Source organism: Malaciobacter marinus, from assembly GCF_003544855.1.
GTDB classification, from domain to species: Bacteria; Campylobacterota; Campylobacteria; order Campylobacterales; family Arcobacteraceae; genus Malaciobacter; species Malaciobacter marinus.
Window position 1 is genome coordinate 1,763,021 of the sequence record NZ_CP032101.1, and the last position, 14,994, is coordinate 1,778,014.

A 14,994-nucleotide genomic window follows, 5' to 3' on the forward strand; every position below is an offset into this window, starting at 1 on the left:
CTTGGAGTGATTAATATTACTTTTTATTTTAGCTGTTATGATAGCTAAAAAGTAGTAAATTTTTAGTTAATCATAAAATAGTTTAAGAATTTTCTTTTTCTTGAAGATTTGTTTTTCCACACTTAGGACAAGGATTTCCTTTATCACTATAGCAAGAGTAACAAAATTTTGTATCACATGTTTCACAACTGTATTTACAATGTTTACATACAAAAGTATTAGTTCTTTTTATTTTTTTATTTTTATTTTTATTAAATAGCCATCCAAACATAAACAAACCTTTGTATATAAAAAAAGCCACTAAGTAAACTTAGTGGCTTTTTTAGTTTTATTAAAATAATCTAATGCCCTATTCCTAGAACTTGATATTGTAAATACCATACTCCAATAGAAGCAAAATATCCCAATACAATTGTCCAAGCATATTTCATATGAGATCCAAATGTATAAATTCCATGTAATTTCCCCATAACACCAACACCAGCAGCACTACCAAATGAAATCATAGAACCACCAATACCAGCTGTTAATGTTACAAGCATCCATTGTTCAAGTCCCATATCTGGACTAGCTTTTAATACAGCTGACATTACTGGAATATTATCAACAATTGCAGACAAGAACCCAACACCAATATTTGACCAAGTTGGTCCCAATACAGATGGGTCATAAACAATAGCTGCTAATCCTAACCATCCTAAGAAATACAATCCACCAACAGCTGCTAAAATACCAAAGAAAAATAGCAGTGTATTATTTTCAATTTTTGCAATTGAGTCAAAAATATTAAAGTGATCTTTACCATATTTTCTATTAAGTCCATAAGAATAAACTTTAAGTAAAGCAAGACCAAACATCATACCCCACATAGCAGGTAAATGTAATACTTGATGTGATATTACAGCACAAACAATTGTAAATATTCCAAGTCCCATTATAGTTTTTGCACCATCACCAAGTTCAGGTCTTTTCTCTTTTGTAGCATCAAAAACTGGAACTTCATTTGGAACAAATCTAGATAATAAAAATGCAGTTATTAAATAACCAACAATTGCAGCTGGAAATAAAAATAAGAAATCAGAAAATGCACCTTTTTTTGCTGTCCATGCCATAAGTGTTGTAATATCACCAAAAGGAGACCAAGCACCACCAGCATTTGCTGCAACTACAATATTTATTGCACCAGGAACTAAGAAATCTCTTCTATCTTTTTCAATAGTAATTAATACAGTTGATAAAATCAATGCAGTTGTTAAGTTATCTGCAATTGGAGATAAGAAAAATGCGATAAAACCAGTAGCCCAAAAAAGTTTTCTATAAGTAAAACCTTTTGAAACTAAGTTATATTTCAATCTATCAAACACATTCATATGAATCAAAGATTCAATATAAGTCATTGCAACAAATAAGAAAAAGAAAATCTCTGCGATTTCTAAAATCAAATGTTGTGCTTGTGTATGAACTAAATCCATATTTAAATCATTAAGTGCATAATAAATAGCAATTAAAATAAAAATAAAAGTACCGATAAATAAAGCAGGTTTTGCTTTATCAATATGATACTTCTCTTCTGCTGCAACAAAATAATATCCAATCACAAATATTATTAGTGATGCAAACCCAATCCATGTCATTGTTAAATCAGGTATTTGTGTTGTACTAGCTGAACTTGATGCAAATGCAGCTAATGAACAAAATATCATTGATAACATAATCTTTAACATTAATTCTCCTCGATGTTATATAATTTAATTTTATAGTTTTATTATAAACTTATTATCTTTCTTCTTCTAAAAAGTGAGCCCCTAAAGACTCTTTTCTATTTACTGCTGCTTGAAGTATTGATTGTGCAGTTAATAGTCTCAATCTTAAAAGTCTTCCAACATCTTGCTGTAAAAACTTTTGAACTTCATTTAAAGCATACTCTAAATTACTCTGTTTTCTTACAATTGCAGCATTTTCCCACATAAGTTTTCTAAGTGAATTTTTAATATTTTTATCAATTTCATTATTTCTAATATAAGATAATATCTTTTTATTATAATTTTTATATGATATTTTAAAATTATTTTTCAAACTATGTTCAACGGCAATCTTTGAAAATACAATACCCTCCAATAAAGAGTTTGAGGCAAGCCTATTTGCTCCGTGAACTCCTGTACAAGCAGCCTCACCTACTACATAAAGGTTTTTCATATTATTTATTTTTGCATTAGAATCAGTAGGAATTCCACCCATAGTATAATGAAAAGCAGGTGAAATAGGAACTCTTTCAAAAGGTAACTCAAAACCTATGTCTTTTAAATTTGCATAAATATTTGGAAATCTTTTAATAAAGAACTCTTTTTCAAAGTTTTCAAATGATAAAAATACCTTTTTTCTATTTTTTTTAGCATAATCAAATATTGCTCGGCTAACTACATCTCTTGGTGCTAATTCACCATCTTCATGATAATCAAAGACAAATCTTTTTCCATCTTCATCTACGATATGTGCACCCTCTCCTCTTAAAGCTTCACTTAAAAGTGGCTTTCTAGCAAAATGTGTACCTTTTACAACAGTCGGATGAAACTGTATCATTTCCATATCTTTTAATTGTATACCCTTTTCTAAACAAATACCTTGCACTTCTCCTGCAATTGTAGTTGAATTAGTATGATATTTATATAATGAACCAACACCACCACTTGCAATGATTGTATTGTGTGCATATATAACTTTTTCTTCTGTTTCATTTATAAAAAATTGTGCGCCATAACAGACATCATCTTCTATTAATAAATCAGAAACAACAGCTTCTGTTAGTATTTCATGAGAAAACTGTTCAATTAAAAACATATGAATCATTCTACCAGTAGCATCACCATCTGCATGTAAAATTCTACTTCTAGAGTGAGCTGCTTCTTTTGTAAAAGCCAACTCTCCTTTAGAATTTAAGTCAAACTTCAAACCAGCATCAATTAAATTATGTATTGCACTTAATGAATTTTTACTAAGTATTTCAACAGCATTTTTATCATTATAATTAACACCTGCTGTTAAAGTATCTTGGATATGAAGAGGTATATCTTTATCATCTACAGCCGTAGCTACTCCGCCTTGAGCCCAAAAAGTATTACAATCCCAAGGAGATTTTTTACATACTAGTAATACTTTCTTATCTTTAGGAATCAGTCTTGCTGCATTTAATCCAGCAACACCAGAACCTATAATTAAATAGTCATATATTTGCATTATTTTTTAGCTTCTATTTTATTATCATCATAAATAGGTTTGGCTTTATATCCGCATCCATTTAAAGCTAATAAAAAAACTGCTATAATAGCAATATGAAAAAAGTTTCTACAATTCTTAATCATCTTAAACAAAATCCTGAATTCAGGAAAATCAATACCAATGAAGCTATGCAAAGGTTAATTAATGTATTACCTTTGAAACTAAAAAAAGGTATAAAGTTTACTTACATAAAAAATGAAACCTTATACTTTGTATTAACTCATCCTGTTTATAAAATGGAATTTGAGTATAACAAAGCTTTAATAAATTCACTATTAAGTAGTGCGCATATGACCAATATTAATGATATAAAATTTTTTGTAACTAATAAAAGAGAAAAAAAGCAAGAAGAAAATATTGTATATGAAAAGTATGATGAAAGGTCTTATGGTATTTTCCAAAACAACATAAAAGACCCAAAACTTCACAAATTATTTGAAGAGATTAGAAAAGTTATAAAAAGCTCTTAAGCAACTCTTCTCTTCTTTTATAATCTTCACAATAAATTTTTACAAAATCCCAAAAATTTTTAGAATGATTTTTATGCTTAATATGTGCTAATTCATGAATTACTACATATTCTATTACTTCAAGGGGAAACTTCACAAGTAATATATTAAAATTGATTTCATTTTTATAATTACATGAGCCCCATGTTCTTTTATTTTTTCTATATTTAATCAATGTAGGAAAAAGATTCATTTCATTAGAATATTTTTCAACAATTAGAGGGATTAATCTTTTTGCTTCATTTTTATAAAAAATATCCAAATTTCTATCATCTAAATTTTTATGTTTTATCCCCAAATAGTAAAATTCATCTTTTTTTAGCTTATTTAAAGATAATCTTTCAATATTTTTTTCTATCCAATTTAACTTTTTTTCTATTAATTTTTTTGCATCATCTATAGTAAAATATCTATTTGCTCTAATTTGTAACACTTCACTATTTAAAATGCGTAAATAACAGTGTTTCATGCCATTTCTTTTTTCTAATTTAACTGTTATTGGCTTATTATTAATTTTTATTTCAAATTCCAAGTGGTTCCTTAAGCTAGTATTAGGTAAAATTTTTTCGTTATATTACGAGCATAATATTAACATAATGAAAATTATTTAGAGGAAGAAAGCTAATGAAAATTGCCCAGAGAATGGAGAAATTATCTCCGTCAGTTACAATGGCTATTACTGCTTTAGGTAGAGAACTAAAAGCACAAGGTAGAGACATTTTAAGTTTTAGTGCAGGGGAACCTGATTTTGACACTCCAGATATTATTAAAAAAGCTGCTATTAAAGCTATTAATGAAGGAAAGACTAAATATACATCTGTTGAAGGTATCACAGAAACTAAACAAGCAATAATAAACAAGCTAAAAAGAGATCATGGACTTGATTATAAATTAGAACATATTGTTATTAGTAATGGAGCAAAACATTCATTATTTAATCTTTTTCAATTATTAATAAATAAAGGTGATGAAGTAGTTATGCCAGCTCCTTGTTGGGTAACTTATCCAGAACAAGTTAAATTTTCTGATGGAGTTCCAGTACTTATAGAAACTGATGATTCAACAAAATTTAAAATTACTGCTGAGCAATTAAAAAAAGCAATTACACCAAAAACAAAAGCACTACTTTTAAATTCACCATCAAATCCAACGGGTGCTGTTTATTCTAAAAAAGAGTTAGAAGAGATAGGAAAAGTACTTGAGGGAACTGATATAGTAGTATTATCAGATGAAATGTATGAAAAAATCATTTACGATGGTAGCGAATTTACTTCTGCTGCACAAGTAAGTGAAGATATGTTTGAAAGAACAGTTACTATAAATGGCTTAAGTAAAGCTGTTGCTATGACTGGATGGAGATTTGGTTATATCGCAACACCTAAAATAAAAATTGTTAAAGCAATGATAAAATTTCAAGGTCAAGTAACATCAAATGTTAATACTATGACACAATATGCAGCTATCCCTGCACTTGAGGGTAAAGCTGATAAAAGTATTGCTATCATGAGAGCAAAATTTGAAAAAAGAAGAGATATTGCAGTAAAAGCTTTTAATGCAATAAAAGGTGTATCATGTGTTGTACCTAAAGGTTCATTTTATTTATTTGTTAATATCAAAGAAGTAACAGATAATTCTATAAAATTCTGTGAACAACTTCTTGAAGAAGAAGGTGTTGCAGTAGTTCCTGGACTTGCTTTTGGAGCAGAGGGATACTTTAGATTCTCTTTTGCTACTGATTTAGAAAGTATAGAAAAAGGTATAAAAAGAATCAAAAAATTTATCGAAAAATATTAAAATGACACTTCAAAAAAAAGCTACGCTTGTATCTTCAAGCGTAGCTGCTCTTTTAACACTAATCAAATTAATTATTGGTATTGCAAGTGGTTCAGTTGCTGTTTTAGCTTCTGCTGTTGATTCTGTTTTAGATATGTTTGTATCAATATTTAATTATTTTGCTATTTCGAATGCTGAAAAACCTGCTGATAAAACATTTAATTATGGAAGAGGAAAAATTGAAGCCTTAGCTTCTGTAATTGAGGGTACAATTATCACCTTATCTGGTATATTTTTACTTTATCAAGCAATAAAAAAAGCATATACAAATGAAGTTTCACAATATTTAAATATATCACTAACTGTTATGATTATTTCACTTATAATTACAATATCATTGGTTCTATATTTAAATTTTGTAGCAAAAAAAACAAATAATATGGTAATAAAAGCAGATGCTTTACACTACAAAACTGATGTATATACAAATGTTGCTGTATTAGTATCACTAGTTTTAGTAAATCTTACAGGTTATGAAATAGTTGATGCTATTGTTGGTGGATGTATAGCACTTTTTATTATATACTCAGCTTTTGAACTAATAAAAGATGGAGTTTTAATACTTCTTGATAGAGCAGTTGATGATGAAATAGTAAAAGGTATAGAAAATATAATCAGAACAACTCAAAAAGTAAATACATATCATTTATTAAAAACAAGAGAAGCAGGGAGTCAAACCTTTGTTGAAGTACACTTAGTCTTTGATTGTTTAATTACTCTAATGGATGCACATAGAACCTCTGATAAAATTGAAGAACAAATAAAAAAACTTGATGAAAAAAGAGATTGGGTTATAAATATCCATATGGATCCATATGATGACTCACAAGTAAATAAAGAAAAATAACTAAAGTACACATTTTCTTTATCATCAAATAAAGCTTCTAATCAAAAAATAGATCAATTATTTATATATGATTTAAGTATAATTTCTATACTATAAAAGAAAAAAATTTTCCTTAGAAAATTTTTATAATTTAGGAGAAATTATGTTTAAAAATATTACTATTTCTAAAAAACTATACACAGGATTTGCTTTTATGCTTCTAATTATTATTTTAATTTCTACAATTGGAATAATAAAAGTTAAATTTATTGATGAAACATTAAATGAAGTAGTTGAAATAAACTCAGTAAAACAAAGATATGCTATAAACTTTAGAGGTAGTGTTCATGATAGAGCTATTGCCATTAGAGATTTAGTTTTAGCACAGAATAGTCAAGATTTATTATTTAAAAAATCACTTGATGATATAAAAAGATTAGAGAAATTTTATATAAAATCTGCAAAACCATTAGATAAAATATTTCAAGAAGGACTAAATGTAGATTCTGAAGAGAAAATAATTCTTTCAAAAATAAAAGATATAGAAAAATCTACTCTTCCTTTAGTTGATAAAATAATAAAATTAAAACAAGAAGGAGATAATCAAAAAGCAAAAGATATACTTCTTTTTGAAGCAAAAGACAATTTTACAAACTGGCTTAAAGTAATAAATGAATTTATTGATTATCAAGAAAATAAAAACCAAATTGCAACACCAAAAGCAAGAGAAGTAGCAAGTAGCTTTTCATATACAATGATTACAATTCTAAGTATTGCTTTAGTTTTAGGTGTTTTAATTGCATATTTTATTTCAAGCCAATTAATAAAATCAGTTCAAAAAGTACAAAATGGCTTAGAAGACTTCTTTAGCTTTATAAATAAACAAACACCTAACACAAACTTAATTGATCTTAATTCAAAAGATGAGTTGGGACAAATGGCAAAAATTATAAATCACAATATTCAAAAAACTGAAAAATCTATAAAACAAGATGAACTTTTTGTAAAAGATATAGCAAGGTTTGCAAAAGATATTGGAGAAGGTAATCTTTGTTCTAAAATTGAAGCAAATACAAGTACAGACTCATTACAAGAGTTAAAAAATATATTAACAAAAATGCAATCAGAATTGGAAATAAATATTGCAAGAGATATTCCTTTGCTTTTAAATGTTCTAAAAAGTTATAAAGAGCATGACTTTACAGTAAGATTTCCAAACGCAAAAGAGAAAGTTTCTATTGCTATAAATGAACTTGGTGATATAATATCAAAACTTTTAAAACAGTCATTACAAGTGGGTAAAACATTAGATAAATCATCAAGCTTACTTATAGAAAATGTAAATGAGTTAAATATTAGTTCAAATGAAGCAGCAGCTTCACTTGAACAAACTTCAGCATCATTAGATGAGATTACTCAAAGTGTAAAAAGCAACTCAAACAATGTAGTAAATATGACACAACTATCTTTACAAGTTGATAGTTCAGCAAAAGAAGGACAAAACTTAGCAAAAGATACATCTATTTCAATGACGCAAATTGAAGAGCAAGTAAGTACAATAAATACAGCAATTACAGTTATCGATCAAATAGCATTCCAAACAAATATACTTTCACTTAATGCAGCAGTTGAAGCAGCAACAGCAGGTGAAAGTGGAAAAGGCTTTGCAGTTGTTGCAGGTGAAGTAAGAAACCTTGCAAATAGAAGTGCCCAAGCAGCAAAAGAGATAAAAGATATTGTTGAGATTGCAACTTCTAAAGCAACAACAGGAAAAGACACAAGTGATAAAATGATTGAAGGATACGAAAAATTATTAGAAAATATTGAGAAGACAAATAAAACAATAAAAGATATAGCAACTGCTTCACAAGAGCAAGAAAATAGTATCTCACAAATCAATGATGCAATTAATCTTTTAGATAAACAAACTCAAAAAAATGCATCAATTGCAGCACAAACAAAAGAGATAGCAACAAATAATGATAATATTTCAAAAGAAATAGTATTAAATCTTAAAGATAAAAAATTCAACTAAAAAATAAAGAAGAGAAGCCTCTTCTTTATTCAATAGATTACTCCTTAAACTTTTTCTCATTAACAGCACTTAAAATTTCACTAGCAATTGTAGCTGTATTTATTGCAATATTATGTGTTTCACTTGCAACAGAAGCATTTTTCTGTGTTTGTTGATCAAGTCTAGTAATTACATCATTAATCTGCTCAATACTAATTTTTTGCTCTTTTGAAGCTTCAGAAATATCTTTAATAGCTTCTGTAGTTTTATTTATATTCTCATTTAAAGATTTATATCCCTCTATCATTTCAGAAGAAATTGCTTTACCTTCATTGGCTTTTTGCGTTGCATTTTCAACTATTGATTTAATTTGATTAGCTGCTTCTGCACTTCTACTTGCAAGGTTTCTTACTTCACCTGCAACAACTGCAAAGCCTTTTCCACTTTCACCTGCTGTTGCTGCTTCAACTGCTGCATTAAGTGAAAGAATATTTGTTTGGAATGCTATTTGATCAATAACTGTAATTGCTTCTGCTATTGATTGAGTTTGCTCATTGATATCATCCATTGATTTAGCAGTTGAGTTTGCTAATTTATTACCTTGATTAATAGAATTAAGTAAATCATTTGAGTGTCCTGACATATCCCCTATTCTATTTGTATTATTTATAATTGTACTTGTAATTTCTTCAACTGCTGCTGCTGTTTCTTCAAGTGAAACTGCTGTATCATTTGAAGCTTTATTTAGTATATCTACATTATAAAGCAATGTTTTTGAACTTTTTTCTAAATTTTGACCATTGTCTTTATTTTCTCTTAACATTTCATTTATGATTTCACATAAATTATTTAATCCTTTAGATACTTTACCATCAGGATTATTTATCATATTTACAAAGTTAAGTTTTGAGTACTCTTCTAAAACATTTAAAATTGGATTGATGTCACTATTTACATTTGCGTTAATAGTTTTTATCATTTCATTTAAAATATCTTTTAACTCATTTAAAGATTTATTTGATGTAGATTTATTTACTAATACATCAAGCTTACCTTTATTGATGTAATTTACAACTGTTTTTACTTCTTCTATAAGTATTTTATCTTCTTCAAAACTTTTTGCAACTTGATTCATCTCTTCATTTAGTGTAGAAGCCATACTTTCAAATTCATCATTACTTTTTATATCTAAAACTTTTATCTCTTTTTCTTCACCTTTTAAGTATTTAAAAAAGAAATTCAATCCATCTTCTAAAGTTTGTAAAGGAGAAAGTAACTTAATTAGTGTAAATAGCAAGATAGATAAAATAATTGCAAGTAAAATTACATATAAAATAATTTGTTTTGTAATACTTGAAATTATCTCATCATAAATTTCATCTTTGTCTAATTGTATTACAAAATTCCAACCAGTTGATTCAATACTACTATATGCAGCTAATAAATCTTTATTTTTTAATGTAGCTTCATAAAAAGCAGTTTTTTCACCCTCTTTTTTTATTTGTTTGAAAACTTCACTTTGTTTATTTACTAAATCTTTATTTTTATGAATTAATAATGTACCATCATCATGAACTAAATAACCAAACCCTGTGTTTTTTAATTTTATATTTAATACTGATTCAACAATTGTATCTATGAAAATATCAGAACCTATTACACCAAGAACTTCTCCATTTTTGATAAATGGTGTATAAACAGTAACAACTAATTTTTTTGTTTGTACATCAATATAAGGTTTAGAAATTCCTGCTTTTTTATCTTTTATAGCTTGTTTATACCAAGGTCTTGTTCGTGAATCATAATCATCTTTTTCAATACTTAAGATTGTCCTATCTGATTGTATTAATCTACCATCATTATTCATTCCTAAATATATATCATAAAATTTACCAGCTTTTATTGCTAAATTTAATTTATCAATAACTTCTTTATTTTCATGAGAAATATTAGAAGAAGGTAATTCTTGCGCTAATGCATTTACAATATCAATTTTTGCTTGAAAAAAACTCTGAATATAATTTGAACTATCAGAAGCTAATTGTAACTCTCTTTGTTTAATATTATTATATTGTGAATTATACTCACTACTTGCACTATCATATGCTAAAAAAGTAAAAGCAACAATAATACATATAGATACAATTGCTAATACTTTTGTTTTAAGTCCACGTCTTCCCATACTCATCCTTTACCATGGCAATTTTATTTTATTATAGTAGTTTTTTTATTAATCTAAAATGGTTTTTTTAAGAGGAGATAGTTGCTAAAGTTAAAGTACTATTGAGTATATATAAAAAGAGGATATAAAATATCCTCTTTTTGTTATTTTTCGTTTCTTACTTGTTTTACAGCCTTTACCATATTCTCTAAACTTTGTTTTACCTCTGGCCATTTTCTAGTTTTTAAGCCACAATCTGGATTTATCCATAATTGCTCTTTTGGTAAAACTTCAAGTAAAGCTTTAATTTGTACAACCATCTCTTCTACACTTGGAACTCTTGGACTATGAATATCATAAACACCAGGACCAACTTCTTGTTTGTATCCTACTTTCTTAAATATTTTCAGTAATTCATTTCCACTTCTTGCTGTTTCAATAGAGATTACATCTGCATCCATTGCTTCTATTGTTTTAATGATATCATTAAACTCACTATAACACATGTGAGTATGAATTTGAGTATCTATTTTAGCCTTACTAACACTTAATCTAAAGTTTTCAACTGCCCATTTTTCATACTTGCTAATATTTTCATCTCTTAAAGGATATCCCTCTTTAAATGCAGCCTCATCAACTTGAATCATCTTTATACCAGCATTTTGTAAATCATCAACCTCTTTTGCAATTGCTAAAGCTATTTGACGTGCAACTTCATTTCTTGGTTTATCATCTCTTACAAAAGACCAATTTAAAATTGTTACAGGACCTGTTAACATACCTTTTACTATCTTTTTAGTTTTGCTTTGTGCGTATTTAATCCACTCTACTGTCATTGGATTTTCTCTTGTAACATCACCAAAAATCAATGGTGGTTTAACGCATCTACTTCCATAAGATTGAACCCATGCATTTTTAGTAAAAGCAAATCCATCAAGTAACTCTCCAAAATACTCAACCATATCATTTCTTTCTGGTTCACCATGAACTAATACATCAAGTCCTATACTTTCTTGAAAAGCTATACAATCATCAATATACTCTTTTATTTGAAGCTCATACTGTTCTTTTGAAATAAGACTGTTTTTATACTCTCTTCTATTTTTCCTAATTTCTTGTGTTTGAGGAAAAGAACCAATTGTTGTAGTTGCCAAATCTTCATATTTAAAAAACTCTCTTTGTGCTTTTATTCTATCTTCAAAGGCTTCTTTTCTCTCATTTATTTTTAGTTTTGATAACTCTTCTTGAACTTTTTTATTATGAATTTTTGTAGAGTCTTTTCTACTTTCATTATCTTCTTGGTTTCTTTTTAATTGTGATTTATCTTCTAAACTCAACTCTTCATTAAAAAATAGTTTAGAGATAAGTTTTAATTCAAGAAGTTTCTCTTTTGCAAAACTAAGCCAAGATTTTATATCACTATCAAGTGCTGTTTCATACTCTAAAGTAAAAGGCACATGTAAAAGTGAACAAGAAGTAGATACTAAAATCTTGCTTTTTGAAACCTTTTTAGCTATTTCATCTAAAAGTTCAACTTTTTTTGAAATATCACTTTTCCATACATTTCTTCCATCAACAACACCAGCAATTAAAACTTTATTTGAAGCTTCAATTTCTTCTAATACTTCAAAGTTTTTACTTCCATATACAAAATCAAGTGCAAGTGCCCAAATTGGACTATTTACTAAAATTTTTGTTGCTTCATTTGAGTGTTCAAAATATGTTGCAACTACTACTTTTATATTTGATGAAACCTTTGCAAGCTTGTCATACACAGGTTTTATTAAAGATAATACCTTTGAATCTAAATCCTTTACAAATAAAGGCTCATCAAACTGAACAATTATCTCATCATCAAGTAAACTAAGCTCTTCTAAAAGTTTGCAATACTGCTCAACTACACTATTTATATGTAAAAAAGTATCACTATTATCAACTGATTTTGAAAGACCTAAATATGTAATAGGCCCTACTAAATTTATCTTTGTTTTTAGTGCAAAATCTTTTGCTTCTTTAAACTCACTAATTACTTTTTTACTATTTAATTTAAACTTTGTATTTTTTGAAATCTCTGGAACGATATAGTGATAATTTGTATTAAACCACTTTGTCATTTCCATTGCAACAGCTTCTTTATTACCCCTTGCCATTGCAAAATATAACTCTTCATCTTCTAAGTTTTCAAATCTTTGTGGAATTGCTCCAAGTAAGATTGTAGTATCAAGCATATTATCATAATATGAAAAATCATTTGATGAGATATACTCAACCTTTGCACTTTTTTGATATGCCCAATGCCTCTTTTTTAACTCATTTGCTACATATTTAACTTCACCAAAGTCAACTTCACCTGACCAAAAACTCTCTAAAACTTTTTTAAGCTCTCTTTTTTCTCCAATTCTTGGAAATCCGATAACATAATTTTTAGACATTACTTTATCCTTATATTTTTATTATTTTATTTTGATATGATTTTTTGTTATATAATTAAAAATTAGATAGTTTGTGGTGGGTGTACGCCAGTTCTTCTAAACGCAAAGAACTTACAATAGTAAGGACATCTTGGAATAAATTTAAAAAGTGCAACAGCTAAACGTGCTTTTTTTCTAAATACACAATCACAATGACAAGGTTTGCTTTTTATAACAAAGCAGTTTATTAGTGTTAATTCTTCATTGCAGACTGATTCATCTTCATTTTCATCAGAAAAACTAAACTTTTCAATATTAAGATATTTTTTAAAAGTTGTAGCCATGCCATGAAGTCTTTGTTCTACTGCATAAGCAAGTATTGATGACAGTGAAAAATAGTTTTTTCCAAAACCAATAGGTTTCATAGCTACTCCTTTTAAAATTTTAGTTCACAATTATAACTTAAAAAAATTAAAATTATAAGTATAAACTATGTTTTTTTTAATATTTTACAAAAAAGAGTAAATTATTTACTCTTTTTTGCTTTTGCATTTGGAAGATCAGTTATACTTCCCTCATAAATCTCTGCTGTTAAACCAACAGATTCATGCAGTGTTGGATGAGCATGTATTGTAAGAGCGATATCTTCTGCATCGCAATCCATCTCAAGTGCAAGTCCAATTTCACCTAATAACTCACCAGCATTATCTCCAACAATTGCTCCACCAACTAAAGTGTTGTCTTTTTTATCAAAGATAAGCTTTGTAAAAGCATTTTCACTTACATCACTTGCTAATGCTCTACCAGAAGCAGACCAAGGGAAAGTTGAAACTTCATAATCAATTCCAGCCTCTTTTGCCTCTTTTTCAGTCAATCCTGCCCATGCAATTTCTGGGAAAGTATAAGCAATTGAAGGAATCATTTTTGGTTCAAAGAAATGTTTTTTACCAGCAATTACCTCAGCTGCAACATGACCCTCATGAACACCTTTATGTGCAAGCATTGGTTGACCAACAATATCACCAACTGCAAAGATATTATCTACATTTGTTCTTAGTTGTTTATCAACTTCAATAATACCCCAATCATTTACATTAACACCTGCATTTTCAAGTCCTAACATTTTTCCATTTGCAGCTCTTCCAATAGCAACTAAAACAGCATCATATACAATAGGTTCAGCACTAACACCCTCACCTTCCATAGAAACATGAATTCCATCATCTTTTGCTTCTACTTTAGCAACTTTTGTATTTAACATAATATTAAATCTATCTTTGTTTGCTTTTGTATATGCTTTGATTACATCTTTATCAGCAACTGGAACTAACTGATCTTGCATCTCAACAACATCAATAGAAGAACCTAATTTTTGATAAACTGTACCCATTTCAAGTCCAATAATTCCACCACCCATAATAAGTAGTTTTTTTGGAACTTCTTTTAATCTTAAAGCATCAGTTGAATCCCAAATTCTTGGATCTTCATGGGGAATAAATGGTAGTTCAATAGGTCTTGAACCAGCTGCAATAATTGCATTATCAAATTTTACGATTGTTTCTTCATCACCATTTTTAACTGATACACTATTTTTATCAATAAAAGTTGCATTTCCATTAACAACCGTAACTTTTCTCATTTTAGCCATAGCAGATAAACCATCTGTTAGTTTTTTTACTACGCCATCTTTGTATGATCCAACTTTATCTAACTCAATATTTGGTTTTGAAAAATTTACACCATGGTGTGAAATCTCTTCTGCTTCTTCAATAACTTTAGCTACATGTAAAAGTGCTTTTGATGGAATACATCCAACATTTAAACAAACTCCACCTAAAGTATTGTGCTTTTCTACTAAAACTACATCAAAACCTAAATCAGCACTTCTAAAAGCAGCAGAGTATCCAGCTGGCCCTGCTCCTATTACTAATACTTGTCCTTTAACTTCTTTACTCATATTTACC

13 protein-coding genes are annotated in these 14,994 nt (G+C 28.1%); 4 read left to right on the forward strand and 9 right to left on the reverse strand.

The window, feature by feature from the left end; genetic code table 11:
- Positions 1-82: 82 nt before the first annotated feature.
- The 4 genes from AMRN_RS08625 to AMRN_RS14345 all read right to left on the reverse strand — a co-directional run bounded on the left by AMRN_RS08625 (position 83) and on the right by AMRN_RS14345 (position 3,359).
- Positions 83-271 carry a hypothetical protein gene (locus AMRN_RS08625; protein WP_099310217.1) on the reverse strand — a complete coding sequence of 63 codons (189 nt, stop codon included), beginning with the start codon at positions 269-271 and terminating at the stop codon, positions 83-85.
- A 70-nt stretch (positions 272-341) separates the two neighbouring features.
- Positions 342-1,724: a sodium:proton antiporter NhaD gene (nhaD, locus tag AMRN_RS08630; protein ID WP_099310216.1), complete on the reverse strand. Its 1,383-nt coding sequence runs from the start codon at positions 1,722-1,724 to the stop codon at positions 342-344.
- A 52-nt stretch (positions 1,725-1,776) separates the two neighbouring features.
- Positions 1,777-3,234, reverse strand: coding sequence for an L-aspartate oxidase (gene nadB, locus AMRN_RS08635; RefSeq protein ID WP_099310215.1), 1,458 nt, complete (start codon positions 3,232-3,234; stop codon positions 1,777-1,779).
- Complete coding sequence (locus AMRN_RS14345) at positions 3,234-3,359, reverse strand: hypothetical protein (RefSeq protein ID WP_265734371.1); 126 nt, start codon at positions 3,357-3,359, stop codon at positions 3,234-3,236. Before AMRN_RS14345 ends, nadB begins: the two co-directional genes overlap by 1 nt.
- Before the next feature lie 45 nt (positions 3,360-3,404).
- Here AMRN_RS14345 and AMRN_RS08640 point away from each other — a divergent pair, with 45 nt between their 5' ends.
- Positions 3,405-3,746 (forward strand): DUF721 domain-containing protein, encoded by a 342-nt coding sequence (locus AMRN_RS08640; RefSeq protein WP_322862347.1) that lies wholly within the window; start codon positions 3,405-3,407, stop codon positions 3,744-3,746.
- Here AMRN_RS08640 and AMRN_RS08645 read toward each other — a convergent pair.
- On the reverse strand, positions 3,730-4,317 hold the full coding sequence (locus AMRN_RS08645) for a M48 family metallopeptidase (protein ID WP_099310213.1): 588 nt from the start codon (positions 4,315-4,317) through the stop codon (positions 3,730-3,732). The two genes, AMRN_RS08640 and AMRN_RS08645, sit on opposite strands and share 17 nt — an antisense overlap.
- Positions 4,318-4,409: 92 nt before the next feature.
- Here AMRN_RS08645 and AMRN_RS08650 point away from each other — a divergent pair, with 92 nt between their 5' ends.
- The 3 genes from AMRN_RS08650 (at position 4,410) to AMRN_RS08660 (ending at position 8,479) form a co-directional block, all read left to right on the forward strand.
- Positions 4,410-5,579 carry a pyridoxal phosphate-dependent aminotransferase gene (locus AMRN_RS08650; protein WP_099310212.1) on the forward strand — a complete coding sequence of 390 codons (1,170 nt, stop codon included), beginning with the start codon at positions 4,410-4,412 and terminating at the stop codon, positions 5,577-5,579.
- Position 5,580: 1 nt separating this feature from the next.
- Positions 5,581-6,465, forward strand: a complete 885-nt coding sequence (locus tag AMRN_RS08655; RefSeq protein ID WP_099310211.1) for a cation diffusion facilitator family transporter — start codon at positions 5,581-5,583, stop codon at positions 6,463-6,465.
- A gap of 142 nt (positions 6,466-6,607) precedes the next feature.
- Positions 6,608-8,479 carry a methyl-accepting chemotaxis protein gene (locus tag AMRN_RS08660; protein ID WP_118897407.1) on the forward strand — a complete coding sequence of 624 codons (1,872 nt, stop codon included), beginning with the start codon at positions 6,608-6,610 and terminating at the stop codon, positions 8,477-8,479.
- A gap of 37 nt (positions 8,480-8,516) precedes the next feature.
- Here the strand turns inward: AMRN_RS08660 and AMRN_RS08665 are convergent, their stop codons facing one another.
- The 4 genes from AMRN_RS08665 to lpdA form a co-directional block, all read right to left on the reverse strand.
- Positions 8,517-10,640 (reverse strand): methyl-accepting chemotaxis protein, encoded by a 2,124-nt coding sequence (locus AMRN_RS08665; protein ID WP_118897409.1) that lies wholly within the window; start codon positions 10,638-10,640, stop codon positions 8,517-8,519.
- Positions 10,641-10,783: 143 nt separating this feature from the next.
- Positions 10,784-13,051: a 5-methyltetrahydropteroyltriglutamate--homocysteine S-methyltransferase gene (gene metE / locus AMRN_RS08670; RefSeq protein WP_099312147.1), complete on the reverse strand. Its 2,268-nt coding sequence runs from the start codon at positions 13,049-13,051 to the stop codon at positions 10,784-10,786.
- A 62-nt stretch (positions 13,052-13,113) separates the two neighbouring features.
- Positions 13,114-13,455 carry a hypothetical protein gene (locus AMRN_RS08675; protein ID WP_079577506.1) on the reverse strand — a complete coding sequence of 114 codons (342 nt, stop codon included), beginning with the start codon at positions 13,453-13,455 and terminating at the stop codon, positions 13,114-13,116.
- A 101-nt stretch (positions 13,456-13,556) separates the two neighbouring features.
- On the reverse strand, positions 13,557-14,987 hold the full coding sequence (lpdA, locus tag AMRN_RS08680; RefSeq protein ID WP_099312145.1) for a dihydrolipoyl dehydrogenase: 1,431 nt from the start codon (positions 14,985-14,987) through the stop codon (positions 13,557-13,559).
- Positions 14,988-14,994 lie beyond the last annotated feature (7 nt).

Coding starts and splice junctions, on each gene's coding strand:
- nhaD (WP_099310216.1), bottom strand. CDS start 1,724: ATGTTAAAGATTATGTTATCAATGATATTTTGTTCATTAGCTGCATTT.
- AMRN_RS08660 (WP_118897407.1), top strand. CDS start 6,608: ATGTTTAAAAATATTACTATTTCTAAAAAACTATACACAGGATTTGCT.
- lpdA (WP_099312145.1), bottom strand. CDS start 14,987: ATGAGTAAAGAAGTTAAAGGACAAGTATTAGTAATAGGAGCAGGGCCA.
- AMRN_RS08655 (WP_099310211.1), top strand. CDS start 5,581: ATGACACTTCAAAAAAAAGCTACGCTTGTATCTTCAAGCGTAGCTGCT.
- metE (WP_099312147.1), bottom strand. CDS start 13,051: ATGTCTAAAAATTATGTTATCGGATTTCCAAGAATTGGAGAAAAAAGA.
- nadB (WP_099310215.1), bottom strand. CDS start 3,234: ATGCAAATATATGACTATTTAATTATAGGTTCTGGTGTTGCTGGATTA.
- AMRN_RS08625 (WP_099310217.1), bottom strand. CDS start 271: ATGTTTGGATGGCTATTTAATAAAAATAAAAATAAAAAAATAAAAAGA.
- AMRN_RS08665 (WP_118897409.1), bottom strand. CDS start 10,640: ATGGGAAGACGTGGACTTAAAACAAAAGTATTAGCAATTGTATCTATA.
- AMRN_RS08675 (WP_079577506.1), bottom strand. CDS start 13,455: ATGAAACCTATTGGTTTTGGAAAAAACTATTTTTCACTGTCATCAATA.
- AMRN_RS08640 (WP_322862347.1), top strand. CDS start 3,405: ATGCAAAGGTTAATTAATGTATTACCTTTGAAACTAAAAAAAGGTATA.
- AMRN_RS14345 (WP_265734371.1), bottom strand. CDS start 3,359: ATGATTAAGAATTGTAGAAACTTTTTTCATATTGCTATTATAGCAGTT.
- AMRN_RS08650 (WP_099310212.1), top strand. CDS start 4,410: ATGAAAATTGCCCAGAGAATGGAGAAATTATCTCCGTCAGTTACAATG.